Annotated in this window: 24 protein-coding genes; 17 read left to right on the plus strand and 7 right to left on the minus strand. The window is 72.2% G+C overall.

Translation table 11 applies throughout. The features are described from left to right. Window positions 1-10: 10 nt before the first annotated feature. Window positions 11-3,157, minus strand: a complete 3,147-nt coding sequence (locus VFV67_RS11250) for a GH92 family glycosyl hydrolase (RefSeq protein WP_326469403.1) — start codon at window positions 3,155-3,157, stop codon at window positions 11-13. Window positions 3,158-3,416: 259 nt separating this feature from the next. On the opposite strand from VFV67_RS11250, the gene VFV67_RS11255 reads away from it, so the two are divergent. The 4 genes from VFV67_RS11255 to VFV67_RS11270 are packed head-to-tail and all read left to right on the plus strand — an operon-like array spanning window position 3,417 to window position 5,697. After that, window positions 3,417-3,932, plus strand: a complete 516-nt coding sequence (locus VFV67_RS11255) for a YbaB/EbfC family nucleoid-associated protein (RefSeq protein WP_326469405.1) — start codon at window positions 3,417-3,419, stop codon at window positions 3,930-3,932. Beyond that, window positions 3,929-4,246 (plus strand): type VII secretion target, encoded by a 318-nt coding sequence (locus VFV67_RS11260; RefSeq protein ID WP_326469406.1) that lies wholly within the window; start codon window positions 3,929-3,931, stop codon window positions 4,244-4,246. The genes VFV67_RS11255 and VFV67_RS11260 overlap by 4 nt, the downstream gene beginning before the upstream one ends. Beyond that, window positions 4,246-5,094: a hypothetical protein gene (locus tag VFV67_RS11265; protein WP_326469408.1), complete on the plus strand. Its 849-nt coding sequence runs from the start codon at window positions 4,246-4,248 to the stop codon at window positions 5,092-5,094. Before VFV67_RS11260 ends, VFV67_RS11265 begins: the two co-directional genes overlap by 1 nt. A 48-nt stretch (window positions 5,095-5,142) precedes the next feature. Then, window positions 5,143-5,697, plus strand: a complete 555-nt coding sequence (locus VFV67_RS11270; protein ID WP_326469410.1) for a phosphoribosyltransferase family protein — start codon at window positions 5,143-5,145, stop codon at window positions 5,695-5,697. A gap of 53 nt (window positions 5,698-5,750) precedes the next feature. Here VFV67_RS11270 and VFV67_RS11275 read toward each other — a convergent pair whose 3' ends face one another. After that, entirely contained in the window at window positions 5,751-6,236 is a 486-nt protein-coding gene (locus VFV67_RS11275; protein ID WP_326469412.1) for a hypothetical protein, read from the minus strand. 284 nt (window positions 6,237-6,520) lie between these two features. Between VFV67_RS11275 and VFV67_RS11280 the strand changes: the two genes are divergently transcribed. Genes VFV67_RS11280 through VFV67_RS11290 form a run of 3 tightly spaced genes read left to right on the plus strand, consistent with a single transcriptional unit; the run spans window position 6,521 to window position 10,506 of the window. Continuing rightward, window positions 6,521-7,732, plus strand: a complete 1,212-nt coding sequence (locus tag VFV67_RS11280; RefSeq protein WP_326469414.1) for an oxygenase MpaB family protein — start codon at window positions 6,521-6,523, stop codon at window positions 7,730-7,732. Window positions 7,733-7,741: 9 nt separating this feature from the next. Then, the gene (locus tag VFV67_RS11285) at window positions 7,742-10,015 is read left to right on the plus strand and encodes a molybdopterin cofactor-binding domain-containing protein (protein ID WP_326469415.1); all 2,274 of its coding nucleotides are present in this window, start codon (window positions 7,742-7,744) and stop codon (window positions 10,013-10,015) included. 14 nt (window positions 10,016-10,029) lie between these two features. Beyond that, entirely contained in the window at window positions 10,030-10,506 is a 477-nt protein-coding gene (locus tag VFV67_RS11290) for a (2Fe-2S)-binding protein (protein ID WP_326469417.1), read from the plus strand. A 7-nt stretch (window positions 10,507-10,513) separates the two neighbouring features. Here VFV67_RS11290 and VFV67_RS11295 read toward each other — a convergent pair whose 3' ends face one another. Further along, window positions 10,514-11,182: a helix-turn-helix domain-containing protein gene (locus VFV67_RS11295; RefSeq protein WP_326469418.1), complete on the minus strand. Its 669-nt coding sequence runs from the start codon at window positions 11,180-11,182 to the stop codon at window positions 10,514-10,516. A gap of 127 nt (window positions 11,183-11,309) precedes the next feature. Here VFV67_RS11295 and VFV67_RS11300 point away from each other — a divergent pair, with 127 nt between their 5' ends. The 8 genes from VFV67_RS11300 (at window position 11,310) to VFV67_RS11335 (ending at window position 18,758) form a co-directional block, all read left to right on the plus strand. Then, on the plus strand, window positions 11,310-12,530 hold the full coding sequence (locus VFV67_RS11300) for an oxygenase MpaB family protein (protein ID WP_326469419.1): 1,221 nt from the start codon (window positions 11,310-11,312) through the stop codon (window positions 12,528-12,530). A 174-nt stretch (window positions 12,531-12,704) separates the two neighbouring features. Further along, on the plus strand, window positions 12,705-13,718 hold the full coding sequence (locus tag VFV67_RS11305; protein WP_326469420.1) for an Acg family FMN-binding oxidoreductase: 1,014 nt from the start codon (window positions 12,705-12,707) through the stop codon (window positions 13,716-13,718). 15 nt (window positions 13,719-13,733) lie between these two features. Beyond that, window positions 13,734-14,324, plus strand: coding sequence for a DUF664 domain-containing protein (locus VFV67_RS11310; protein WP_326469421.1), 591 nt, complete (start codon window positions 13,734-13,736; stop codon window positions 14,322-14,324). A 210-nt stretch (window positions 14,325-14,534) separates the two neighbouring features. Next, window positions 14,535-15,518, plus strand: coding sequence for an Acg family FMN-binding oxidoreductase (locus VFV67_RS11315; protein ID WP_326469422.1), 984 nt, complete (start codon window positions 14,535-14,537; stop codon window positions 15,516-15,518). Window positions 15,519-15,547: 29 nt separating this feature from the next. Beyond that, window positions 15,548-16,153 (plus strand): CBS domain-containing protein, encoded by a 606-nt coding sequence (locus VFV67_RS11320; protein WP_326469423.1) that lies wholly within the window; start codon window positions 15,548-15,550, stop codon window positions 16,151-16,153. A gap of 64 nt (window positions 16,154-16,217) precedes the next feature. Next, the gene (locus VFV67_RS11325) at window positions 16,218-17,939 is read left to right on the plus strand and encodes a GAF domain-containing sensor histidine kinase (RefSeq protein ID WP_326469425.1); all 1,722 of its coding nucleotides are present in this window, start codon (window positions 16,218-16,220) and stop codon (window positions 17,937-17,939) included. Window positions 17,940-17,977: 38 nt separating this feature from the next. Continuing rightward, window positions 17,978-18,280 (plus strand): hypothetical protein, encoded by a 303-nt coding sequence (locus VFV67_RS11330; RefSeq protein WP_326469426.1) that lies wholly within the window; start codon window positions 17,978-17,980, stop codon window positions 18,278-18,280. Between the two features lie 151 nt (window positions 18,281-18,431). Then, the gene (locus VFV67_RS11335) at window positions 18,432-18,758 is read left to right on the plus strand and encodes a hypothetical protein (protein WP_326469427.1); all 327 of its coding nucleotides are present in this window, start codon (window positions 18,432-18,434) and stop codon (window positions 18,756-18,758) included. Here the strand turns inward: VFV67_RS11335 and VFV67_RS11340 are convergent, their stop codons facing one another. The 4 genes from VFV67_RS11340 to VFV67_RS11355 all read right to left on the minus strand — a co-directional run bounded on the left by VFV67_RS11340 (window position 18,759) and on the right by VFV67_RS11355 (window position 23,306). Further along, on the minus strand, window positions 18,759-19,184 hold the full coding sequence (locus VFV67_RS11340; protein ID WP_326469428.1) for a hypothetical protein: 426 nt from the start codon (window positions 19,182-19,184) through the stop codon (window positions 18,759-18,761). It lies immediately after the preceding gene. Between the two features lie 147 nt (window positions 19,185-19,331). Continuing rightward, window positions 19,332-19,586 (minus strand): hypothetical protein, encoded by a 255-nt coding sequence (locus VFV67_RS11345; RefSeq protein WP_326469429.1) that lies wholly within the window; start codon window positions 19,584-19,586, stop codon window positions 19,332-19,334. 231 nt (window positions 19,587-19,817) lie between these two features. Then, complete coding sequence (locus VFV67_RS11350) at window positions 19,818-21,731, minus strand: AfsR/SARP family transcriptional regulator (protein WP_326469430.1); 1,914 nt, start codon at window positions 21,729-21,731, stop codon at window positions 19,818-19,820. 222 nt (window positions 21,732-21,953) lie between these two features. Beyond that, a complete protein-coding gene (locus tag VFV67_RS11355; protein ID WP_326469431.1) occupies window positions 21,954-23,306 on the minus strand; it encodes a serine/threonine-protein kinase in 1,353 nt (450 codons plus the stop codon). 40 nt (window positions 23,307-23,346) lie between these two features. On the opposite strand from VFV67_RS11355, the gene VFV67_RS11360 reads away from it, so the two are divergent. Continuing rightward, the gene (locus VFV67_RS11360; RefSeq protein WP_326469432.1) at window positions 23,347-25,860 is read left to right on the plus strand and encodes a hypothetical protein; all 2,514 of its coding nucleotides are present in this window, start codon (window positions 23,347-23,349) and stop codon (window positions 25,858-25,860) included. Window positions 25,861-25,949: 89 nt separating this feature from the next. Next, complete coding sequence (locus VFV67_RS11365; protein ID WP_326469434.1) at window positions 25,950-26,465, plus strand: hypothetical protein; 516 nt, start codon at window positions 25,950-25,952, stop codon at window positions 26,463-26,465. Window positions 26,466-26,486 lie beyond the last annotated feature (21 nt).

Here is a 26,486-nt window from a genome sequence, read left to right on the forward strand (position 1 = left end):
GAACCACCGATCATCCGGTCGTGACCGCGAACACGTGCATCGCCCCGCCCGTGACCGCACCCGGCAGGGTCACGCTGCGGACCTGCTTGCCGGCCGCGAGCGCGACGGGTGCCGTGGCCAGCACGTGCACCGGCGCGGGAATGCTGACCCCGTACAGCGAGTTCCGGTACGGCGTGGTCACCGCGACCGTGTTCCCGAACTGCACGCCGCCGGACAGCGACCAGTCCGACAGCCCGACGTCGGCGAGTTGGGTGGTGCCGTCGGTGTAGGTGATCCGCAGCGTGCCGCGCGCCGCGCCACCGGTCGCACTGCCCAGCAGGGCCAGGCGGGTCGCGCCGGGGACCGCGGGCAGGACGATCGTCTGGCCCTTGGCCACCACGTTGTCCGGCTCGCCCACCTTGACCTGGGGCCACCGGTGCGCGAGCCCGTCCACCGGCACCGTCGACCCCGGGGTCACCCCGGCCGCCGCGAGCGCGTCGGCCGAGTAGCTGAACAGCGGGTCGAACCCGGCCACCGACTGGTTGTCGTCGGGACCGACGCCCACGTTCGACAACGCCTCGCGCAGCCCGCCCGGCTGGTCGGCGAGTACCTGAATCGCGTTGGGCGGCAACGCCTTGCCGTCCGCGGCGGTGAACGTCACCGGGATGCGGTAGGTCCCGGCCGGGGTGCCCGGCGCGACCCGGACCGTCACCGGCTGGGTCGGCGTGCCGCGGGCCGGGTCCAGCCGGCCCGACTGCGGCTCGACCGTCACTCCGGCCGGCGCGACCGCGGTCCAGTTGACCGCGCCACCCGGACCGGTGAGGTCCCGCACGCCGATCTCGGCGACGGCCGCGGTGCCCGCCGGCACCACGTTGCGGCCGGGCCGCACGAAACCGCGCTGCGCGGCCTCTCCGGTGCGGAACGACGGCGGCGCGTCACCCGCGCCCTGACCCCACGGGGCCGGCGTCCTCGACATCCGGTACTCGACCAGGCCGCCCCGCTCCACCAGCGACTCCGGCAGCCAGGTGCGGGTGGTGGCCGCCCCGCCCAGCTTCATGCCGAGCACGTACGGCGCGCCGGTGCCGGCACCCGTTGCCCTGATGGTGATCTGGACGCCGGTCGGGCGGGTGATCACCGCCTCGGTGAACAGCGGGCCGTTCACGACGAGCTCGGCGCGGCCCGGGGTCACCGGGTACATGCCCAGCGCCGCCCACACGTACCAGGACGACATCTGGCCGAGGTCGTCGTTGCCGGCCAGGCCGTCCGGGTTGGGGGTGAACAGCTCGGTCATGGCCTTCCTGGTGGTCTGCTGCGTGCGCTGCGGTGCGCCGGCGTAGTTGTACAGCCAGGGCGTGTGCATGACCGGCTCGTTGCCCAGCCACGCGTGCGGTGCCTCCGGACCCGCGTTGAGCTTGGCGAAGAACTCGTCCAGCCGAGGCACCACGGTCGCGTTGCCGCCCATCGCGTCGATCAGGGCCCGGGCGTTGTGCGGCACCATCCAGCTGTACTGCGTCGCGTTGCCCTCGACCCAGCCCTCGCCGTTGGTCGGGTCGAACGGCGCCCGGAACGAGCCGTCGGCGTTGCGCGGCTGCAGATATCCGGTGGCCGGGTTGAACACGTTCTGCCAGGACTGGGACCGGGCGCTGAACGCCGTCCAGGTCGCGGTGTCGCCGGTCCGCCTGGCCAGGTCGGCGATGGCGAAGTCCGCGCTGGCGTACTCGAGCGTGGTGGCACCGGCGCCCCACACGCCCAGCGCGCCGTTGGACACGTACCCGTGGCGCTGGAACTCGGTGAGGCCGGGCCGTTCCGGCGACGGCTGGGTGGCGCCGCGCACCATCAGCGCCAACGTCTTCTTCAGGTCGAAGTCCTTGGCGCCGAAGGCGACGGCGCTGCCGACCATGGCGTGGTACGGGTCGCCGACCATCACGTTCGTCGAGGAGTTCGCCACGCTCCAGCGGTCCCAGTAGCCGAGCTGCTCGGCGGAGGAGATCATCGACCGGACCATGTCGGAGGTCTCGGCCGGGGCCAGCAGGGCGAGCAGCGCGGTCTCCGAGCGGTAGACGTCCCAGCCGGAGATGTTGGTGTACTGGGTGTGCCCGGGATCGGTCGTGTGGATCTGGTTGTCGAAGCCGGGGTAGCGGCCATCGACGTCGGAGAACACGTTGGGGTGCAACAGGCTGTGGTAGAGCGCGGTGTAGAAGGTGGTGCGTTCGCCGTCCGTGCCGCCCCGGGTCGCCACCTGGTTGAGCCGGGCGTTCCACGCCGCCCGGGCACCGGCCGACAGCTCGGCGAAGGTGCGGGCACCGCTCTCACCGGCCAGGTTCCGGGCCGCCCCGTCGACGGACACATAGGACAGTCCCACTCGGACGGTCACGGTCTGGCCCGGCTCGAACATCACGTAGCCGCCCGACCGGGGGCCGGTGGCGGTCCGCGCTCCGCCGGAGACGGTGTCGCCCTGCCAGGTGCCCGTCGCGGCGAACGGCCGGTCGAACGTGGCATGGAAGTACACCCGGTAGTTGTGCGGGTAGCCGCAGAACCCGCCGCTCACCGCCCAGCCGCTGATCGAGTCGGGGCCGATGGTCACCGACGCGTCGGAGACCCCGTTGACCGAGCCGGCGGTGTTCACCAGCAGCGCGGCCGGTGACCCGGCCGGGAAGCTCAGTTCGGCGGCACCGGTGCGCTGGGTCGCGGTGAGCCGGACCGACACCCCGGAGTCGAACCGCACGGCGTAGTTTCCGGCGCTGGCCTGCTCGTTGGCCCGGTCGAACGTCGAGACGTACCGGTTGGGGTCGGTGACCGGCGAGGTCGTGACGGCACCGGCGAACGGGATGAACGGCACGTCCTGGTAGATCGTGCAGCCCGCGCCGGACAGGTGGGTGAGGCTGAAGCCCTTGATCCGGTTGTCGTTGTAGTTGTAGCCGCCGACCTGGGGCAGCACCGTGTCCGGACTCCACTGCACCATGCCGAACGGAGCGACCGCACCCGGATACGTCAGACCGGTGCAACACCCCTTCTTGGTCCCGACATACGGATTCACCCAGCGCGCCAGATCCTCGGCAGCGATCTGATCCCGCGTCGCCCGCTCCTGCGCGCCGACCGGCACCACGGGCACCACGGCCAGCGCCAGTCCCACACACAGCATCGTGGCAAGCCATCGCCGCCACCGGGAAAAAGTCATGGCTCGTCCTTCCGCCCAGAGGCTCCACCCGGGAGCCCGTCCTGATCGGCAGACTCACACGCCGGCGGCCACCGGTCGGCCACTGTCCAGTAACACCGGGCGGGCAAACTTTCTGGAAAGTCGGGGAACGGCGCGACTCCGGCCGGCGTCTGCTGTGGTGTCGATCTCTTAGGCCATTGGGGAGCTTATGGACGGGCCGGGCGGAGCTGCTGTCGATCTTGCGGACTGGGGGGCCCAGTTGGCCCGGGGTGCCGACCGCTTGCAGCGATTACATGCGGAGATCGCGACCATCCGCGTGGTGGAGTCGTCCTCGGACGGGGCGATCAGGGTGACCGTGGACGCGACCGGGGCGGTGCTGGACATCGCCACCGGCGGGCGGGTCGGTTCGTTGCGTCCACAGGAGATCGGCGGACGGATCATGGCGGTTGTCGCTCGCGCGCAGGGCCGGCTCGCCGAGCGGGTCCGCCAGGCGGCGCACGCCACGCTCGGTCCGGACGCGCCGGTCGCCGCCCCGGTGTGGCAACAGTTGCGGGCCCGGTACGGGGAAGCGCCGCCCGAGCAGCGCGCCCCGCGCGACCAGCCACCCCGGCGTGGTCCGGCCGCGGCGCCGTATCCCCCGCCCCAGCCGGCCCCGGCGGTGCCACCGGCGCCGCGGGTGGCGCCCGCGCCCGATCCCGCGCCCCGGCACCGTCCACCGCGGGCGATCGACCACGAGGTCTGGGTCGATGAGCCGATTCTCCGCCCGGCCAACGACAACCGGCGGGGCCACTCATGACCGCGTTCGGGGTGGACGTCGCGGAGTTGACCGGCCATGCGGAGCGCCTGGCCGCGCTGGCGGAGGAGCTGGCCGGGGCGCTCGAAGCGATCGGCGCGGCCCAACTCGGCGACGCCGCATACGGCAGGCTCGGTGCCCCGCTGGCAGCGAAGCTGAACGAGCTGCAGGACGCGGGCAGCCGGTCGATCGCGAACGCGACGGAGGGACTTCTGTTGGCGGCGACCGACGTCCGGGACGCCGCGGCCGAGTACGCCGAGACCGACCAGGACAACGAGCAGGGCATCGAGGACAGCGGCGAGGGGGTCGGGGACTGATGGCACCGTCGGCCACGACCACCCTGGAGGAGGAGGCCTCCTCCGTCGCGGAACTGGCGATGAGCGGGAGCTGGGTCGATCCCGAAACGGCTGGTGGCGGGGACATCGGCGAGTTGGACGACGACTCCGACGTCATCGAGATCCTGGCGTCCTACGGTGCCGGGTGGTTGGTGGATCACCTGCGCCCGCTGCAGGACGTGCTTGATCACCTGGCCGGTCAACCGGACGCGATCCGGGCCTGTTCCGAGGCATGGCTGGACGCGTCGGCCACGTTGGAGGACGTCGGCCACGAGTGGGCTCGTGCGTCGGCCGCCGACACGACAACGTGGACCGGCGAGGCCGCCGACGCCTACCGCGCCTTCGCCACCGAACAGGCGTCGGCCATCCGGGCCTGCGGGCTGGCCGCGAAGGGCATCGGCGTCCTGGTGCTGCTCGCGGCCGAAGCCGTTGCCCTGGTCCGGGCGCACGTTCGGGCCCTGTTGGTGGATCTGGTCCAGCGGCTGATCCGGTGGCTGATCGCGACCGTGGCCACCCGGGGCCTGGTCGGTCCGGCGGCCGCGCACGCGGCCGAGCCGGCCATCCGGGAGACGAACAACCGGATCATCCAGCGGTTACAGGCATTGCAACGAACGTTCGACGGCGCCGGCTCGGTGCTCGCCGCACTGCTGCGGATCCTCACCGAGTCCGACGCGGTCATCACGCGTGCGCACCGCAGAAAGAAGCAGAGCACCGGCAAGTCCAGTAAAGGAAAACACGAAGAGGGTGAGGCTCGCGCCGGGCGAGACAAGGGCGGAGAGAAGGGCGACGCACGCAGAAGGGGAAATCCGAACAAGCGTCCCAAGAACTGAACCCGATCCCGTGTTGATCCGACAGGCAGGCTCATGCACGCTTCCGATATGGACGGAGCGGCGAGGCGGCGGGCGGTCGACAGGTTGCGGTCGGCGTTCGCCTGGCTCGGCGACAAGACCGACAAGTCGCAGTATGCCGATGTCACCGGATGGTGGCGGTCGCCCGAGATCCTTCGGGACATCGGCCCGTTGCTCGCCGGCCTGGCCCCGGAACCGCCGACCGTGGTGCTCGGCCTGGAATCGCGCGGTTTCATCGTCGGCGGCGCGGTCGCACTGCACCTGCGGGTCGGGTTCGTCGAGGTCCGCAAGAACCCGGAACGGGGGGCCGCAAGCGATGCCTGGATCCTCCAGACGACGCCCCCGGACTATCGGGATCGCCACCTTCGGCTGGGCATCAAGCGGAGTCTGTTGAAATCGGGTGACCGGGTGCTCCTGGTCGACGACTGGATCGACACCGGCAGCCAGGCCTTGGCGACCCAGCAGATCGTGCAGCAGACCGGGGCGACCTGGGTGGGCACCGCGACCATCGTGGATGCCTTGGAGAGCAACAACATTCGCCGGCAACTGAACCTGCGGTCGTTGACCCACATCCGCGACCTCTAGGGTCGCGCGGGGCTTGCTGCCCGGCCGGGTGGGCCGGGCAGCCGGCGGCGCCGCTACCTTTCGTCGATCACCCAGGAGTCACTGCACTTGCTGTCCCGGCCGCTCGGCCGGATGCACACCCGGATCGCGTAGTCGACCGCCGTCACGTGATCGGTCTCGCCGCTCGACGTGCCGAACGGCCCGCACTGCTTCCAGCCGCCGTTGGCCTGGACGTCCGCGGTGGAGATGTACTTGGGATAGCTTGCGGGAATCCTGTTGATGCTGCGGTCGACCCAGATCAGGTCGCCGCTCTCCCGGCCCTGGAAGAAGGCGCCGTGGCTGGTCTCGTCGCCGATGCTGTCGTTCATCACCCGGGCCTTGCGACCCCAGTGTTCCACCTCGACACCGGCCGGTTCGTGCCATGCCGGGAACACCGCGTTCTTCCGGTCGCACTGTTCCGGAGTCGCGTGCGCGGTGCCGGAGCCGACGGTGGCCATCATCGGCAGCATGAGCGCGGCGGCCGCGGCGAGCCACAGCCGGCGCAGTTTGCCCTGTTGCATCACGAATTTCCTTTCACTCCGCGAATGATCGTCCGACCCGGCCGCCGGCGCGGACGAGCGATGAGTTGACGAGCTGAACCCCAGTTGGCTACCCGGCTGGCCAGGTACGGCTGGAGTAAACACCAACCGCCCGCCGCTGCGCTCGGTCATTCGATCTCGGTGCAATGCCACTGGTCAGGCCGGAGTTGGCCGAGTGTTCCGTCGGCCACGGCTTGTGATGATACACAGTAACGTGGTATGTATCATAATATCAGCGAGGTGACGGGCTCGAGGAGGAGTCGGCGATGGCGGAGCTGAGCAGGCGCAGGATGTTGATGTCCGGCGGATCCCTCGGTGCGCTCGGTGTGCTGGGGGTGGCGGCCCCGGCACAGGCCCTGGAGTGGACCTGGCCGGCGAGTGGTTCCGTCGCGCGGGCCGGCGTGGGTGCCAACCCGCGGTGGGTGTGGGACGAGGAGGCCGACCCGATCGCCGCGGCCCTGTTCGAACGCGGCGAGGTGCCCCTGGTCAACCGCCTGTTGTGGAACTGGAACCGCAACGACCAGCCGCTGCCCGACGGCCTGCCGGCGGACCTGCGGGACTTCATCGAGCGCAACCGACAGCTGCCGGCGTGGGCCGAGCGGACCAAGCTGGAACGGGCGGCGGAGTTCAACATGCGCCGGGGGTTGTACCTCAACCTGCTCAACGGTGTCGGTGGGGGAATGCTGAGCACCGCGATTCCGAAGGAGGCGCGCTCGGTCTACTACTCGGCCGGTGGCGCGGACATGGAGGACCGGGTCGCGAAGACGAGCATTCTGGGTTTCGCCGTCGGAGCGCTGAACGCCTATCGTCCGGACGGCACCTGCATGGTCAACTCCGTGAAGACCAGGCTGGTGCACGCGGCGGTGCGGCACCTGCTGCCGCGGTCGCCGCACTGGCAGGGGGACGTCCCGATCAGCCAGGAGGACATGCTGGTCACCTGGCACACCCTGCCGACCTACGCGATGCGCAAGATGCTCGAGTGGAACGTCCCGATGCCCACCGCCGATCGCGATGCGTACCTGCACGTGTGGCAGGTGACCGCGCACCTGCTGGGCATCAGGGACGAGTACATCCCGGCCACCTGGGACGCGGCCAACGCCCAGTCGGACCAGGTCCTGCCGCCGAACATGGGCCCGACCCGCGAAGGCGTCGAGCTGACCGACATCCTGCTCGGCCAGCTCGCCGAACAGACCAGCCCGGGCAGCATCAGCCGGCCGTTGTGCAACGCGCTGGCCCGGTTCCTGGTCGGCGACCAGGTGGCCGGTTGGGACCAGATCCGGCGCGAACCGTTCTGGGAGGGGACGATCAGGACCGTGTGGCCGATCCTGGTGCGGTTCCGGGAAGGGCTCATCCCCCTGCCCCTGGTGCCCGAGATCGCCTGGACCGTCGACGAGGCGCTGCGCCGGTACATCCTCTTCTACCTCACCAAGGGACAGCAGACCAAGATCGTGATCCCGACCGGCAACCGGCCGAGCTGATCCGCTGTCATGAAGGACGCCGAACACATCGGGCGGCGGCGGTTCCTCGGGTACGTGGTCGCCGCGCCGACCCTGGTGACCGCCGCCGAGCTCGGCCTCGCGCAGGCGGCCGACGCCCGGCAGCCGCAGGACATCACGGACATCGTGGACCTCAACGACCTGATGACCGTGGCCGCGCTGCCGACCTCGGGCCTGATCTCGGTCGAGGTCAACCGGGACGGCACCGTGTCGTTCGCGTTGCCACGGGCCGAGGTGGGGCAGGGCATCACCACCTCGACGGCCATGCTGATCGCCGAAGAACTCGCCGTGCCGGTGGACCGGGTGCGGGTCACCCTGGCCGACGCCCGCCCGGAGCTGTTGTTCAACCAGCTCACCGGTGGGTCGAACACGACGATCGCGACGTACATCCCGATCCGGGTGGCCGCCGCGATCGCCCGGCGGCGGCTGCTGGACGCCGCCGCCACCGTGCTCGGCTCGCCGGTCGCCGACCTGACCCTCGTGGCCGGCGTGGTCACCGACCGCGCCGGCCTCGGTGTCCACATCGGAGCGCTCGCCGGGAAGGCGGCGAGCACGCGCACCGAACGGGTGCCGGTGACGCTGACGCCCCGGGAGAACTTCACCGTCATCGGCCGGCCGCACAACCGGATCGACGCGCTGGCCGCGGTCACCGGTGCCAAGAAGTTCGCGATGGACCTCGACATCCCGGGCGCGAAACCGACGATGGTGTGCCGCCCGCCCACCATCAACGGCAAGGTCGGCTCGGTGGCCAACCTCGCCGAGGTGCGCGCCATGCCGGGCGTCACCGATGTCGTGGTGATCTCCACCGGGGTGGCGGTGCGCGCGGAGACGTTCGGCCAGTGCATCGACGGCGTGCGCGCGCTGCGGGTCTCCTGGCGGCCGGGCACCGCGGAAGGCAAGTCCGACGAATCCGTGCTTCGGGAGCTCGAGCGCGCGGAGCTGCCGCTCGGGCTCCCGTCACCAGCACCGAGCGTGGAAGCCAGGTTCACCTTCTACTTCCGCGGCAACAGCGCGCTGGAACCCAACTGCGCGATCGCCGACGTGCGGGCCGACCGCGCGGAGATCTGGTCGGCGCTGAAGTCCCCGATCGTCGCCAAACAGTCCATCGCCGCGCGGCTCGGGCTGCCGCCCGACCGGGTCACCGTGCACGTCACCGAAGGCGGTGGTTCCTTCGGCCGCAAGCTGTTCTTCGACGCCGCACTGGAAGCCGCCGAGGTGTCCAAAAAGGTCGGTAAGCCGGTCAAGCTGATGTGGCACCGCGCCGACGACTCCCGCCAGGGCCGCACCCACCCGATGGCCATCTCCCGGGTGCGCGCCGCCTACCTCGGCGGCACCGTGCTGTCCTACCACCAGCGGCACACCAGCGTCGCCACCGACCTCGGCCACGGCCTCGGCGAGGTCATCACCGCCATGGCCGCCCGGCTTCCGGTGGGCGACATCGGATTCTCCGAGACGTTCTTCCAGCTCAGCCAGACGATGTCGTACAACTTCGGGCTCACCAGCCGGCTGCTTGCCGAAAGCGACAAGGGTTTCAACACCGGCAGCATGCGCAACGTCTACTCGCCGGACGTCACCTGTGCCCGCGAGCTGATCGTCGATCAGCTAGCCGTTCGGATGGGCAGCGACCCCTACCGGTTCCGGCACCACTTCCTGCGCGACGACCGCTCCCGGGCCGTCATCGACACGGTCGCGCGGGCCGGCGGCTGGGGCCGGGCGATGCCGGTCGGCACCGCGCAGGGCATCGCCTTCCACGCCGAGTACAAGGCGGTCAGCGCCGCACTGGTCGAGATCGACTGCCGGCCGCAGACCGTCGACCGGCCCATCCGCGACGGCGTGACCGGCCCCCGCGTCACCAAGGTCGTCTTCGGCGTGGACGTCGGCCTGGTCGTCAACCCGCGCGGCCTCGAGGCGCAGCTGATGGGCTGCATCTGCGACGGCATCGCGCTGGCCCTGACCTCCAGCCTGCACCTGCGCGCCGGGCACTTCCTGGAAGCCAGCTGGGACAACTACTTCTACACCCGGCAGTGGAACATCCCGCTGGACCTCCAGATCATCCTGATGCCCAGCACGTCCGAGAACCCCGGCGGTGCCGGGGAACTGGGCGTCGCCGCGTCGATGGCCGCCGTCGCCTGCGCCTACGGCCGGGCGACCGGGACGATGCCCACCAGGTTCCCGATCAACCACGGCACGCTGTCCTTCGAACCCAAGCCGACCGTCCCACCCGTTCCCCAGTCTCCGACCGACGGCCGCGCCAACGCCGACTGAGCAAGGAGATCTCCGTGCCCGAACACACTTTCCGGGTCAACGGTGAGCAGGTCACCGTCACCGTCGCCGACGACGTCCGGCTGCTGTGGGTGCTGCGCGACATCCTCGGCATCACCGGACCCAAGTACGGCTGTGGCATCAGCGTCTGCAAGGCGTGCACCAGCCACCTCAACGGCGATGCGGTCAGCCCCTGCGCGATCCCGGTCGGCGATCTCCGGCCGGACGACGAGGTCACCACCATCGAAGGACTTCCGGCCACGGTCGGTGCGAACCTGCATCCCATGCAGCAGGCCTGGCTCGACCACGACGTGGCCCAGTGCGGCTACTGCCAACCCGGCCAGATCATGGCCGCCGTGGCACTCGTCCGCAGGGTCGCCGCCGAAGGCCGGGAGATCACCGACGCCGACCTCGACGGTCTGCGCAACATCTGCCGGTGCGGCACCTACTTCCGCATCCGGGAAGCCATCAGGGCGGGGGCCAGGAACATGTGAGCAGCGGTCAGTCACCCGGTTCCAGCATGGGCACCAGGAACCGCCGCGCCATGGCGGCCAGTTGCTCGTCATCGTCGATGTCCACGACGTGGCTGGGGATCACCAGAAACGAGGCGGAGATCCGGACCATCATCTCGGCCGCCAGATCGGTGTCGAGGTCCGCGGACACGTTGCCCGCGTGCTGCTCCCGGCGGAGCTGGCCGGCGACGAACTGCCGCACGGTGGCCAGGGTCCGCCCGTCATCGCTGATCATGGCGGCCACCAGCGGGTCCGGCTCGATGTCGATCAGCCCGCCGATCAGCGGGTTGTTCCGGATGGCGCGCAGCGAGCTGACGAACCCCAGCACCAGGCGGTCGGCGACGGTCTCGGCCCGTTCGATGTCGATCAGGAACTGGTCGAAGTACCGGCGGAACTCGCGCCGCACCACGTGCTCGACGAGAACGTCCTTGTTGGTGAACCGACGGTAGACGGTGATCCGGGACACCCCCGCCCGGCGCGCCACATCCTCCACAGTGGACCGCTGGATGCCCATCCGGCAGAACTGTGCGTACGCCGCGTCGAGAATCCGCGCCCTGGTCTCGTCGGCGTCGTCGACCCCTTCGATGGCGTCCGTGTACGCCCGTTGCAGCACCGACTCCGCGCCGGGAGCCATGAGAGCCGACAACGCGGGATCCATGATCACCTCCGGTTACCGCCTTGACCGTGCGCACCACCGTCGCCCATGATGAGATGATACACAGATCCGTGATCTGTTTCCCTGTATCAGGTGCGCTTGGCTTTACTCAGAGTAGAGGAGCGAGGGCATGGACAATCTCAGCAGGCGCAACGTGTTGAAGGTGGGTGGGGCCCTCGGCGCGCTCGGTGCGCTGAGCGTCGCGACGCCCGCGCAGGCGGTGCCGTGGACCTGGTCGGCCAAGGGCTCGGTGGCCGGCGCGGGCACCGAGACCGACCCGAGGTGGGTGTGGGACCCGGAGGCCGACCCGGTGGTCGCCGGGGTGCTCGAGCGGGGCGAGGTGGCCAGGGTCAACGCGGCGCTGCGGACCTGGACCAGGAACAACCAGCCGCTGCCGGCGGACCTGCCGGCCGACCTGCGGGACTTCATGGAGCATGCGCGGCAGCTGCCGGCCTGGGCCGACCACGGCAAGCTGGCCACCGCGTTCGAGTTCAACCAGCGGCGCGGCCTGTACCTCGGCCTGCTGTACGGGCTGGCCAGCGGGATGATGAGCACGGTCATCCCCAAGGAGGCGCGCGCGGTCTACTACTCCCAGGGCGGCGCGGACATGCGGGACCGCATCTCCAAGACCGCCAAGCTCGGCTACGACATCGGCACCCGCAACGCCTACGCGCCCGACGGCGAGATGATCGTGACCTGCGTCAAGACCCGGCTGGTGCACGCCGCGGTGCGGCACCTGTTGCCGCAGTCGCCGCACTGGGACGCGGCCGCCGACGAGCAGATCCCGATCAGCCAGGCCGACATGATGGTCACCTGGCACAGCCTGCCCACGACCGTCATGCAGAAGCTGGTCGCCTGGCGGGTGCCGATTCCCGCCGACCAGTCCCAGGCGTTCCTGCACTCGTGGCAGCTCGGCGCGCACATGCTCGGCATCCAGGACGAGTACATCCCCGCGTCGTGGGCCGAGGCCAACTCCCAGGCGGCACAGGTGCTGACCCCGATCCTGGCGCCCACCCCGCAGGGCATCAACCTCGCCGACATCCTGCTCAACCTCGGCCGCTCGGTCGACGGCGGCATCCTCAGCAAGCCCATCCTCGGCGCGTTCACCCGCTTCATGCTCGGCGACCAGATCGCCGGCTGGCTGCGGATCCCGCGGGAGCCGGTCTGGGACCCGCTGCTGCGGACCGCCTGGGGCCCGTTCATCGCGGTGCGCGAAGGGCTGCTGCCGTTCCCGCTGGCGCCGGAGGCCTACTGGCTGTTCGACGAGTTCCTGCGCAGGGCCGCCCTGCTCTTCCTGTCCGAGGCCCGGCCGATCCGCATCGAGATCCCGGACACCAACCGCCCGTCCTGACCGCGCCGGGTCCGGTGACCCGCCGATGCGCGAAAACGCCGGCGGGTCACCGGTGCCGGCCGCCCGCACACCGCCACATCAGGGACCGGTGACCCGGGCGGTCCGTGCTCTTGGTCCCTGGGTGCCGCGCGGAACGTGGAGCAGTCTGGGAGGCGGCACGGAAGGGGTGACGGGATGCGCGGCACGGAACCGGATCGGCAGACTCTGCGGGGTGCGATCGCCTTGGCGACCCGGGCTCCTTCGGTGCACAACACCCAACCGTGGCGGTGGGTGATCGGGGCGGGGTCGGTGCAGCTGTATGCCGACTGGGGCCGGCAGGTACCGGCCACCGACCCGGACGGGCGGGATCTGCTGGTCAGTTGCGGGGCGGCGCTGCACCACCTGCGGATCGCGCTGGCCGCCCTCGGCTGGGCCAGCGAGGTGCACCGCCTTCCGAACCCGGCCGAGCCGGCCCACCTGGCCGCGATCGAGACGCGCCCGCACGAGCCGACCGCCCGCGACGTCGCCCTGGCCGCCGCGATCGCCCGGCGCCGCACCGACCGACGGCGGTTCTCCTCCTGGCCGGTGCCGGCCGAGTTGCTCGACGTGCTCGGCGTGCACGTCGCTTACGAGGGGGCCTTCGCCGTCCCGGTCCGCGACCCGGTGGCCCGGTTCCAGCTCTCCGGTGCCATCGCCCAGGCCGCCGTCGTGCAGGAGGCCAACCCCGACTACACCGTCGAGTTGGCGATCTGGAGCGGCCGGGGCCGGAGTGCCCGCGACGGTGTCCTGGCCGCCAGCACGCTCGGCTCGGGGCGGGCGGGCCCCGGTGCGCCGCCGATGCGGGCGTTCCGGCACGGCACCCTGGTCGAGCCCGAGGGCAAGCGCTACGACGAGCAGGCCGCGTTGGTCGTGATCGCCACCTCGGGGGACGGCCAGCTGTGCCGGCTGCGTGCCGGTGAGGCCACCAGCGCCGCGCTGCTGGCCGCCACCGACCTCGGGTTGGCCACCTGCCCACTGTCCCAACCGCTTGAGGTCGGCGACACCCGGCGCATGATCCGCGACGACATCCTGGACGCGACCGCCGTGCCGCAGCTGCTGATTCGGGTGGGCTGGGCGCCGGCATCGGCCGGCCCGCTCCCCGAAAGCCCGCGCCGCGACCCCGACGAGGTGATCGGCGCAACCCCCACAGGTGGCGACCTACCGGCATGAGCCAAGGTGGCGCCCATGAGTGATCGTGACTGTCCATGGGAACCGCCGCCGGCCGGTACCGAGGTCGAGCAGCTCGTCGGGGCGCTCGAGCGGCTACGGATGACGTTGCGCTGGAAGGCCGACGACCTCGACGCGGCCGGGCTGCGGACCCGGATCGGGGCTTCGTCGCTGACGCTTGGCGGGCTGCTCAAGCATCTGGCCGTTGTCGAGGACCACATCTTCACCACCAAGCTGCGCGGGGAGCCGCTCGGTGCGCCGTGGGACATCTCCGCCTGGGACGACGAGGACTGGCCGTTCACCTCGGCGGCCCAGGACACCCCGGAAGAGCTGTACGACCTGTGGGACGACGCCGTTCAACGCTCCCGCGCCAGGCTGGCCGCGGCCCTGGCCGACGGCGGGCTCGACCAACCCGCCCGGGTCTCCTGGCCGGACGGCCGGCAGGCCAGCCTGCGCCGGCTGGTCTGCGACCTGATCGAGGAGTACGGCCGGCACACCGGGCATGCCGACCTGCTCCGCGAGGCGGTGGACGGGGTGACCGGCGAGGACCCGCCGCCCGGCTGGCGACCACGCGGCGGGTCCGAACCGCTCCGCCTGTTCGTGCGGTGAGGCACCCGCGACCGGCCCGAGTCACCAGCGCCGAAGGTCCCGCCCGGCCGGGACCTTCGGCCCGGTCCCGGTCTTGGGCCCGCCCGCACGGGACTTCGGTCCCGCCCGGCGAGAGCCCTGCGACACTGCCCGGCCCGGTCCCGGTCCGGGCACCATCAAGACAGCGGGATCGAGCAGGTCCGATGGACTGATCGGACGGAGGCACCGGCGATGACCACACCACCCAGCACCGTGCGGGAGTGGACCCACGGCGATGTGGCGACGGTGGCGTTCGCGGTCAAACGGGCGCCATCGGTGCACAACACCCAGCCGTGGGTGCTGGAGTTCGGCGCCGGCGTCGTGTCGTTGTTCGAGCGCGGTGAGCTGTCGCTGCCGTGGCAGGACGCGACCGGCCGGGACCGGTTGATCTCCTGTGGTGCCGCGCTGACCAACCTGCTGCTCGCGGTGCGGGTGCTCGGCTGGGACGCGCATCCCGTGTTGTTCCCGGACCGGGACCGGCCGGACGAGGTGGCCCGGGTGGCACTCACCGCGGCGCGCGCTCCGTCCGATCTGGACAGTGCGCTGCACGCGGCGATCCCGACCCGGCGCAGCCATCGGATGCCCTTCCAGGACCCGGTCCCTGACCGGCTGCGCCCTGAGCTGATCGCCGCAGGGGGAACCGACGGAGTAGCGGTACACCCGATCCACGGGCCGGCGGAGAACGCCGCGCTGGCCACCCTGCTCGAGCACGCCGGACGGGTGCTTCGTCAGGACCGGGACTACCAGCGGGAACTGCTGGTGTGGACGAACGTGCACAGCGGCTACCAGGCCGGTGGCGGTCTGCCCCGGCCTCGGCTGACCTTCGACACGCTGCCCTGGGCCGGGCTGGTGCGCTCCAGCACTGGCGTGCCCCATGCGAGCGTGCTGGCCGACCGGCTGAGCCGGGAGTTCCTGCTGCTGCTGCACACCCCCGACGACGGCCCGGCCGACCACGTGCGCGCCGGCCAGGCCGCGCAACGGATCTGGCTGGCCGCAACGGATGCCGGCCTTGCCGGGTCGATCCTGACCCAACCCCTGCAGGTCCCGGAGACCCGGGCCGGCGTGATCGAACAACTCGAGCTGCCCGGCTTCCCGCAGGCCCTGCTGCGGTTCGGCTTCCCGTCCCGGCCGGGGCCGCCCAGCCCCCGGCTGCCGATCTCCCAGCTGATCCGATGACCCAGGAGCACCGACCCGGAGGAGGAACCGTGACGAAGGCGCGGGATCTGATGAGCCGTCCGGTGATCAGCGTCGGTCCGGACGACACCGTGCGCGAGGCGGTCACCCGGCTGACCGGCAAGGGTTTCGCCGCCCTGCCGGTGGTCGACGAGGGTGGGCGGGTGGTCGGCATCTTCAGCGAGTCCGACGCCGTGCGGGCCACGCTGCGGGCCGGGGACGGCGGCGACCATCGCGACGACCCGGTGTCGACCGCGATGACCAGTCCGGTGGAGGTGGTCAGCCCGGGCACCGACATGGTGACGGTGGCCGAGCGGATGCTGGCCGGGCGGCTGCGCTGCCTGCCGGTGGTGGAGGAGGGGTTGCTGGTCGGCGTGGTCGCCCGCCGGGACCTGCTGCGCACCCTGCTGCGCGACGACGACGTGGTCGCCGCGGACGTGCGGGCCCTACTCGACGACTACGCCGGCAGCCGCAGGCGGTGGCGGGTCGAGGTGACCGGCGGCGCGGTGGTCATCGGCGGGGAGTTCGCCGACCGGGCCGAGCGGGCGGTGGTGACCGCGCTGGCCCACACCGCCGCCGGTGTCAACGCCGTCGAGCTGCGTCCGGTGACCGGCTTAGCACTGCGCTGGGACGACTGACCAGGACATCCTTTGCCCGGGTAAGGCCACATGCCACAGTGAACCCGGCGAAAGGCGGGAAGGCATGGTGGACGGCGAGGACTCACCTTCGCAGGTCAGGGTGTCGCTGGCCGGGCTGCGGTTGGACGAACTGCTGGGTGAGGTACAGGACCGGCTGGCCGAGGCCGTGCACACGCGGGACCGGATGCAGGGGTTGCTGGACTCGGTGCTGGCGGTGGGCTCGGGTCTGGAGTTGGAGGGCACGCTGCGGCGGATCATCGAGACCGCGGTGGAGCTGGTCGACGCCCGGTACGGGGCGGTGGGGGTGCTCGGCGCCGAGCACGGCCTGAGCCAGTTCGTCTATGCCGGCATCGACGCCGAGACGCGGGCGAAGATGGGGCATCTGCCGCAGGGCAAGGGCCTGCTGGGTGAGCTGATCGAGCACTCGCGGCCGATCCGGCTGCCCGACCTGACCCAACACCCGGCCTCGGTGGGCTTCCCACCCAACCATCCGCCGATGCGCACCTTCCTCGGGGTGCCGATCATGGTCCGCGACGCGGTGTTCGGCAACATCTACCTCACCGAGAAACGGGGTGGGGGCGGGTTCACCGCCGACGACGAGGTGGTGCTCCAGGCGCTGGCCACCGCGGCCGGGATCGCCGTGGACAACGCCCGGCTGTTCGAACGGGTGCTGGCGCGGGAACGCTGGCTGGAGGCCACGGCCGAGATCAACTCCAGCCTGCTCGGCGGGGCCAGCGGCGCGGACGCGCTGCGGCTGATCGTGGACCGGGTACAGGCGCTGTCCGGTGCGGACTGCGCGCTCATCCTGCTGCTGGACGCCGGGCAGCCGGACCGGCTGGTGGTCCGTGCCGGGGCGGGGGAGCACGCCGACCGGCTGCTGGCCGCGACGGTCGCGGTGTCCGAGCCGGCCATCGCCGAGGTGGTGGCCGCCGGGACTCCCGCGCTCATCGCCGATCTGGCCCACGCCATGCCGAGCGGCCTTGGCGATGCGGACCTCGAGTTCGGCCCGGCGCTCGCGGTGCCGCTCGGCGCGGCCGACCGGGTCGGTGGCGTGCTGCTGGCGTTGCGGGACAAGGGTTCGGCCCAGTTCGCCACGGATCAGGTGCCGGTGCTTGCCTCGTTCGCCGACCAGACCGCGCTGGCCCTCGAGTTGGCCGACAAGCAGCGCACCCAGCGTCAGCTCGACCTGCTGGCCGACCGGGACCGGATCGCCGGAGACCTGCACGACCATGTCATCCAGCAGCTGTTCGCCACCGGGATGAGCCTGCAGGGCGGGGTGCGGCGGATCGCCGACGCCGAGGCCCGGCGGCGGGTGGTGCGGGCGATCGAGCAGCTGGACAACACCATGCGCGACATCCGCACCTCGATCTTCGACCTGAACACCGGCGCGGACACCTCCGGGGTCAGCCTGCGCCGCCGGATGCTCGACGTCATCAACGAGGTCTCCACCGATTCCGCGGTGTCCCCGACGATCCGGATCAACGGCGCGGTGGACACCCTGGTGCCGCCGCCGCTCGGCGAGCACGCGCTCGCCGTGCTGCGCGAGGGCGTCAGCAACGCGATCCGGCACGCCCAGGCGCACGAGATCATCGTGACGGTCGAGGTCAGCGCGGACGGAATGATCCTGGACGTCGTCGATGACGGGGTCGGGCTGCCGGCCGAGGTCGCGCGCAGCGGTCTGCTCGGCATCGAGCGCCGGGCCGGCGAGTGCGGCGGGACCGCGAGCATCGGCCCGGGTCCCCGAGCCGCCGGTACCCGGCTGACCTGGCGGGCACCACTGCGCTGACCGCCGGTGCCGGCAGCGGCGCGTGCGAGGATCCGCGGATGCTGTCTGGTGATTTCGAGGTGCATCTGACCGGCTCCGAGTGGGAGGTGGCCGAGCTCGCGGCGTTCGCGGCGCGGCGTGGGGTCAAGTTCAGCCATATCGAGCTGGATCGCGGCGCGACGCCGTCCCAGCCCATGCTGACCGTCCCGGGCGCGGGAACGCTGGCGGAGGTGCACGACCTGGTGCTGCACGGCAGTGTGGTGTTGCGGCCTGGTTCGGCTATCCGCAGGGCAAGGATCTCTACGACGCCGTTCTGCTCGCCGAACACACCACCGGGTCACTGGACCTGGCCCGCGACCTGATGCGGCCGCAACTCGGCGAACACGCCGATGCGTTCACCCCGGTTGCCGCGTATAGGGCCAAAGGCTCTACCGAGCCGGGTATCGCGACTCTACGGGCGACCCAGCAGGTGACCAGACACTGTGCAGTACATGAATTGCACAGGGAGTGGCCATGAAGTCCTACGAACAGGTCGTCCTGGACGGCTCGCCGGTCGCGGGGATCGTGCTGCACCGGCATCCGGACCGGCCGGGGGATCTCGGCATCCGGTTGAACTGGCTGGTTGCCGGCGCGCTGCTCGGGGCCGCGGGCAGCTTGCTCGCCCTCGGCGTGGTCTTCGCCGTGCTCGGCGCATGGCTCCCGGCCGCCGGTGTGGTGGCCGCACTCTGCCTGTGCCTGCTGGGGATGCGGGGCATCGAGCGGCGACGGCACGACGTACCGGACGAGCAGGACGGGCAGGGCAGCACCCAGGCCAGGCCGGACGCCTCGGTCACGTCGTAGCTACCCGCGTGGCCGCCGCTCGCGCAGCCGAATGGCGGTCAGCGCGCCGAGCACGACCACCGCGGCGGAGTTGACGACCAGGGTGGTGACCACCTGTTCGGTGTCGATGGTCTCGCGGAAACCGAACAGGCCCACGGTGAGGCTCAGGATCAACGCGCCGAGCACGCTCGCCGCGTAGAGCGCGCCGAGCGCGGAGGCGACCGCGAGGAACCGGTCGGGGGTGGCGAGCAGCACGAGGGCGAGGACGAACCCGCCGATGGCGTTGAGCAGGAACATCGTGCCGATCGTCTCGATGTCGCGGAAACCGTCGAACCACAGGTACAGGTGAATCCCGGCCGACCATCCGGTCAGTGCCGCGCCGATGATCCGGCCGCCAACGGTCAGCCGGCGGTCGGTCCGGGTGGTGCTGGTCAGGGTCGTGGTCATGTCTTTGGCTCCTTCCACCTCTGGTACCCATGCACACGAGCGCGAGCGCCGGCGGGTTCAGTTCCGCTGCCTACCGCTCACCAACCCGCTGCCCACCGGCGCGCCGCACTGTGATCTCCGGGCGTCATGGAAGACATCGCCCGACCGTCACCAAGGAGAACGGCGCGCCTCGAGGTTGTACTCGATGCCCAGCCTCGGATGCACCGACGTCCCCACGTCCAGTGCGAGCGTGACCAGATCGGTGTAGCCGTCGACGCCGGCCGGCCGGCCGAGCATCACCCCGAGCGAAAGCCAGCGCGCTCCCGGCGGCAGCTCGTTGACACACTTGGCAATCGTGCCGACCAGCGCCGGGTCGACCTGGCCGCCGCACAGGATCGCGAGCGCCGTGCGCGCCGGCGCCACCGAGCCGGCGCCCGGAGCCAGGTCGGCGAAACGAGGGTGCCGGCAGCGCGGTGCCCGAGTGCGGCCGGGGCAGGTCGAACTCCAGCCAGGTCTGCCGGAAGTCCGACCGCGGCTCATCGATCCCGAGGTGACACTCCACCATGCACGCCACCGGCGGGAACGCGGCCGACCACCGGGCGATGCGATCAGCCGCCGTCGGCGACAGCAACACCGGCGCGATTCTGGGCAGCATCACCCGCAGGTGATCGTGCAAGGACTGGGTGACCGCCGCGGTATTCGGCGTGGCTGTTCCGGCTCGGCCTCACACTGCCGCTCGCAGGTGACCGGCCGGTGGGCAGCCGGTTGGCGGGTGGTGGGCGCCTCGCCGATGCCGGCGGCGTAGGCCCGCAGCAGACCGTGCATGGCGTACCGGCCGGGTGCGGTGCGCTGGACCAGGTGTTCGCCGGCAAGGAGATCAAGGTGCCGGCGGATCGCGCAGACGCACGTCCCGGGCCGCGCGGCCAGTTCGTCCGGGGCGAGATCGGGACCGGGGTGCCGGCCCGCCAGCCGGAACACCTGCGCCGTCTGCGGCGGCAGCCGCCGATACGACCAGGACAGCGCGGCCGGCACGCCGGCCGGCGGATCGCTGCCCGCCGTCAGCAGCTCCAGCCGCAAGCTCGGGTCGTCGAGGGCGGTGACGAGGTCCGCGAGCCGACCGGTGGAGCCGGTGGCCCGCGCGGCGGCCACGCGCAATGCCAGCGGCAGCCGGGCACAGTGTTCGATCAGCGCCGCCGTTGCCACCGGCTCGTCGGTGACCCGCGCACCGATGAGCCGGCGCAGCAACGAGTTCGCGTCCCCGGCGGGGAGCGGTTCGAGCTCGAGTCGCTGCGCGCCGTGCAGGGCCGTCAGCCCGACCAGCTCCGACCGGCTGGTCACCACGACGACGCAGGACGATGTGCCGGGCAGCAACGGGATGACCTGTTCGACCGAGACCGCGTTGTCCAGAACGACCAGCATCCGCCGGTTGGTCACCGCGGTGCGGAAGCGGGCGGCGCGGGCGTCCAGATCGTCTGGCACGTCCGCGGTGGCGACCCCCAGTGCGGTCAGGAATCCGGCCAGCGCGGTCCCGGCGGTCAGCGGCCGGCCGCCCACGTCGTAGCCGCGCAGGTTCACATAGAGCTGCCCGTCCGGAAACCGGTCGCGAACGGCGTGTGCCCAACGGACCGCCAGTGCGGTCTTGCCGACCCCGGCGGTGCCGAGCACGGCGTGGATCAGCACCGCCGTCGACGTGGGCGGGGCGGCATCGAGCCGCCGGGTGAGCTCGGCCAGTTCGCCTGCCCGGCCGGTGAAGGCGGCGACGTCGGCCGGCAGCTGCGCGGGCACCGGCCGCTCGGTCCGTGCGGGTGCGACCGGCCGCGAGGTGGTGTCGGGACCGGCGGGTGCGCCGGCGAGGACCAGGTGGTGCGCCTGCCGGAGCGGAACGTTCGGCTCGACACCGAGCTGCTCCACCAGCGACTGCCGGATCTGCTGGTACACGGCGAGGGCGTCGGTCTGCCGGTCGGCGCCGTGCAGGGCGAGCATCAGCTGCGCCCACAACCGTTCCCGCAACGGGTGTTGGCGCACCAGGACCTGCAGTTCGGCCACCAGCGCCGGATAGCGCCCGAGCCGCAGATCCAGGTCGATGCATTCCTCGAGCACCGCGAGCCGGCGTTCCTCGAGCCGGGCCGCCTCCGCCCGGCACGCGTCCAGGTCAAGGCCGTCCAGCGCCGGCCCGCGCCAGCACGCCAGGGCCTCACGCAGCATGGCCACCCGCTGCGCCGGTTGGTCCGCCAGGACCGTCGCGGTGCCGGCCAGCTCGTCGAACCGGTCCAGGTCGCGCTCGCCGGGCAGGACCTCCAGCAGGTAGCCGGGCGGCCGGGTGAGCAGCCGGTCCGTGCGGGCCACCCCCAGCGCCCTGCGCAACCCCGCGATGCACCCCTTCAGCAGGTGCCGCGCCGAGTCCGGCGGCCGCTCACCCCACAGCTGATCGATCAACCGCTCGACCGACACCACAGAGTTCGCGTTGAGCAGCAGCACGGCCAGCAGCGCCCGCTGCTGCGGCCCCCCGATACCCACCAGTTGGTCGCGATCCCAGACCTCCAACGGCCCAAGAATGCCGAACCTCATCCCCGCTCCTCAACGCATGGCGTAAGCGACAGTGCAGGGAACCGTCGGAAAAGCTCGTACCGGGCCGCCGAATGCTCGCTCCCCCTCAGCTATCGGCCGCGCTGACTTCCCGCACATCCTGCCGGCCGGCCGGTCCCGGATCCATGCGCGGCATTACCGATATTTGGCCACCCCATACCGAGAAATCCCGCCCGCGCCGGCCGGCCGGGGGCGCCACCGGTGTCATCCCTGGTCCGCCGGGACGGTCAGGCTCGCCAGGATCTGGTCGCGGGTGGTGGGGGTGACGGCGGCGGTGAAGGTGAACCGGATCGCGGTGCCGGCGACGATGACGACCGTGGCGTGTCTGCCCTTGGTGGGGCAGGCGGCGGCTTGGCCGCCGGCGAGTGGGAGCGTGAGCGGCTCGGTTTCGCAGTCGTAGAGCCGGCGCAGATCCTCGACCGGGTTCGGGGTGCCGGGCCGGTCGCTGCCGACCAGCAGTACCTGCTCGCCGTTGGACTGGAACCGGCTGACCGGGCCGGACGTGGCGTCGCGCTGCCAGTTGGACGGCACCGAGTACCGGGCCGGGCCCGGTCCCTGGACCTGTTGCCAGCCGGCCGGGGGGACCGGGTTCGCCGTCGCCGCGGGGCCGGGCGAACTGAGCGGGCCGGGCGAACCGTCCGGGCGGGACAACAGTGTGGCCGTGGTGATCCCGCCCGCGGTGAGCAGCACGGCGCAGGCGATGCCGGCGAGGACGCGGGTCCGGGCCGGCGACCGGGGCGCTGCGGCCGGCCGCAGGGCGGTGTGCAGGGCGGCCACGAACGCGGTCACGGTGGCATAGCGCCGGTCGGGCGTCTTGGCCAGTGCCTTGCCCAGCACGGCGTCCAGTGCGGCGGTACCGGTCGGCGGGACCGGGTCGGTCCGGTGGGACATCAGCACCGCGACGAGGTCGTCGCCACGGAACGGGCGCCGGCCGGTCAGCGCCTCGTAGGCCACGCAGGCCAGCGAGTACTGGTCGGCCGCCGGTCCGGTCCTGGCCGGGTCGACCTGCTCCGGCGCCATGTAGAACGCCGTGCCCAGCGCCGTGGCGGTCACGTCGCCGGCCGCGCGCACGGACACCGCGATGCCGAAGTCACCCAGCCAGGCCCGGCGTGGATCTCCGCACTCCAGCAGGATGTTGGCCGGTTTGACGTCGCGGTGCACGATCCCGGCGGCGTGCGCGTGGTCCAGTGCGGGTCCGATCCGGTCGAGCACGGCGAGCAGGTCCGGTGGCGGCATCGGGCCATGGGCCAGCACCCGGTCCAGCCCGATGCCGTCGATCATCCGCATCGCGAGGAAATGCAGACCGTCGACCGCGCCGGATTGGTAGACGTCGACGATGGCCGGATGATCGAGCGCGGCCGCGCTGCGCCCCTCGCGGTCGAACCGGCGGGCGGCGTCCGGGCTTCTGGCCACCACCGGATCCAGCACCTTCAGCGCCACCGGGCGGTCGAGCGACAGTTGCCGCGCCCGGTACACCCAGCCGAACGCGCCCCGACCGAGCAGGTCCTCGACCTGGTAGCCGCCGAAGGCCCGGCCGGTCAGGTCAAGGTCCACCACCGGCATATCCTATTGCGCAACTTGCGGGCGGGAGGGGCGAATGGCGCGGCGGCCACGGTTTCCCACCGCGCTGCCCAGACCCCGTCTGCTCGGCCACCAGGTGCCGTGCCTGGTGCTGGTGGCACCTGCCGGCGGCGGGAAAACCGTGCTGGCCGCCCAGTTCGCCGACACCGTGCCGGGTTCCACGCGGGTGGTGTGGCTGCGCCCGAGCACCCCGGGAACGTCGGCCGGTGCCCTGGTCGCCGCGGCGCGGACGAGCCTGGGTGCCGAACCGGCCGGGCCGGCCGCCGATCCGGCGGTGCACGCCGAGGCGCTGCTGGCCGCGGCGGCGGGCGATCCGATGCTGCTCGTGGTCGACGACGCCGACCGGGCCGACGCCGCCGATCTCGCCCGCTGGCTGGCTGAAACCGTGCCACTGCTGGATTCCGGCAGCGCGGTGCTGGTGTGCGCCCGGGACCGGCCGGCCGGACTGCTCGGCCGGCTTGGCACCGCCGCGCGACTCGTCGACGCCGCCATGCTGGCCTTCACCGTGGCCGAGGTCGGCGCGTTGCTCGAGCGGACGGGCGCCGACCCCGACGAGGCGGAGACGCTGCACACGGCCACCGGCGGCTGGCCGGCGGCGGTGGCCGCGGCCGCCGCAAAGGGCGGTCCGCTCGGAGCGGTCGGCACCGGCCAGGCGCTGGCCGAGGCGCTCGGCGTGGCCGTTGCCGATGACCCGGGCTGCCGCGCCGCGCTCGACCTGCTCGCCCTGGCCGGTGCGATCCCGGCGGAGGTGTTGGACCGGCTGGTCAGCGACGCCGCGGCGCGGCGCCTGGCCGAACGCACACCGTTGGTACAGACCGAAAGCGGGCGGCTGCGACTCGCCGACCCGGCCCGCGCGGCCTGGCTGGCCGGCACCCGGGTGGCACCGGCGACGGTAGCCGCCCTCGCTGACGCGCTCGCCGGCGCCGACCCGGCCACCGCCGTGGATCTGCTGCTCGACTGCGGCCGGCCGGACCGGGCCGCCGACGTGCTCGCTGAGGCGGTCGGTCGGTTGCCGGTGTCCTGGGTGCGGCCGCGCCTCTACCGGTTGCCGGCGCAGCTGCGCCGGTCGCTGCCGCCGGCCCTGTCCGCGGTCGCCGCCACCGTGGACCTGGACTCGGCCATCGCGCACGCCGAACGGGCCCTGGCCATGGCGGTCACCCCGGCAGCCCAGGCGGCGGCCCGGTTCGCACTCGGCTCGGCGCTGGCCCACAGCGGCGACCTGGACAACGCCGCGGCCGAGCTGGCCGCCGCCCGCAGGGGCGCGACGGATCCGCGCATGGCGCAGGCCGTGGACTCCTGGCTCGGTCTGGTCCGGCTCTGGCTCGGCGACGTGATCGGAGCGGAGGCGGCGGTGTCCGGCGGGCCCCGCACCGTGCTCGCCTGCTGGGTGCGCTGCGAGTGTGCGCTCGAGCGGGGCAACCTGCGGGAGGCCCGCGCGGCGGCGCAGGACGCGCAGGAGTTGGCCGGCGCCGATCTCGGGCCGGCCGTCGGGGATGCGTTGCTGGCCAAGGTGGCGGTGTACGAGGCCGGCCGACCGGATCCGGCGGCCCCCGCGGCCGCCACCGCCGAACGGGCCTACCGGGCGGCAACCGGGCGCGGCGGGCTGGAGCTGCTGGCCGCGGCCGGCGTGCACGCCTGGTTTCTGCTGGCCGCCGGCCGGGTCGGCGAGGCGGTGAGCGTGGCCGACGCGCTGCGGCGCACGGTCGGGCGGCAGGACGCGGCCAGCCGTCTGCAGGCCGCGTTGCTGCGCCTGGCCGCCGCCGGGTTGGCCGCGGACGACGCGGCGGCCGGGCGCGCGGCGGCCGAGGCGTCGACGTTGCGCCGCCTCGGTTTCGCGCTGCTCGAGGCGCAAGCCCGGCGGTTCACCCCGGGACTGGTCGGCAGCGAGCGCGGCCTGCGGGTCCGGCTGATGGGCGCGGCCGAGATCGAGGTGAACGGCCGAATCCTGCCGGCAAACGCCTGGCGCAGCCGCAAAGCACGCGAGGCGCTGCTCGCCCTCGCCGCGGCCGGCCCGCGCGGGCTGCGGCGCGAGGAGTTGGTCGAGCGGCTGTGGCCGGGGCGGGAACCGGGACGCGGGCGCACCCTGCTGCGCACCGCGCTGGCCGAATTGCGCCGGGTGCTCGAGCCGGAGCGGCCGCCGGGGGAGCCGTCGGCGTACCTGCGGGCCGACCGCGATCGGGTCCACGTGCGCGCCGAGGTCGATGTGGCCGACGCGCGCGAGCATGTGCTCGCCGGGCGGTTCGAGCAGGCACTGGCCCTGCTTGGTGCCGACGTCGCGGCCGGTGAGCCGGACCTCGCGGCGTTGGCGGACGTTCGCGCCGAGGCCGACGAGCTGCGGCTGCGCGCGGCCGGCCGGATCACCGGCGACGCCGGCCGGCCGGTCGAACAGCGGGCCGCGGCCTACGAATCCGTGCTCGCCGCGCAGCCATGGCGGCACGACCTGGCCGAGGAACTGGTGGCCCTGTGGTGGCGAGCAGGCGACGCGACCCGCGCCCGGGCGGCCGACCGGCACTACCTGGGCCGGGGGTGACCGGTGCTTTCACGGTTGGTTCGCGCCGCGGCCGGAAGCTGTGCACCGTCCGGCCGGACTGGACCGGCCGCATGCCACGGAGGAGTGCGATGAGGATCAAGCCAAGCGCGGCGCGGGTGGTTGCCACGGCCGTCATGACCACGGCGGCCCTGGCCGTCGCCGGTTGCGAGGGCGGTGGCCAGGCGGCCGCCCCGCAGACGGTGACCGTCGTCGAGGACCAGAATCAGGCCACCGAAGACAATGCGCCGCCGCCCGCGCCGAAGCCGCAGAAGCCCACCACGGACAACGGCGGATCCGGTGGCGCCACGGCCTTTCCGGACGACTGGCCGGACGAGGACTTCCCGTTGCCGCCCGGTGTCACCGTCACCCGGGCCAGCAACGCGCGGGGCATCGGCATCGTGGTGAGCGGCGTGGACACGGTCAAGGCCGCGGACTTCTACCGGGACGCCCTGCCCGCCGCCGGCTACAAGATCACCAAGGACAGCAGCGTCGGCGTCGGTGGCGTCGGCATCGTCGGAATGACGTTCACCGGTCACGGTTTCCACGGCGAACTCGCCGCATTCGCCGGCGCCAACAACGCCGTCATGATCAGCCTGGACAGGTAGTCCGGCCGAGGAGAAGCTAGC

The sequence above is a fragment of the Actinophytocola sp. genome (assembly GCF_035762905.1).
In the GTDB taxonomy this organism is placed as follows: domain Bacteria; phylum Actinomycetota; class Actinomycetes; order Mycobacteriales; family Pseudonocardiaceae; genus DASYTH01.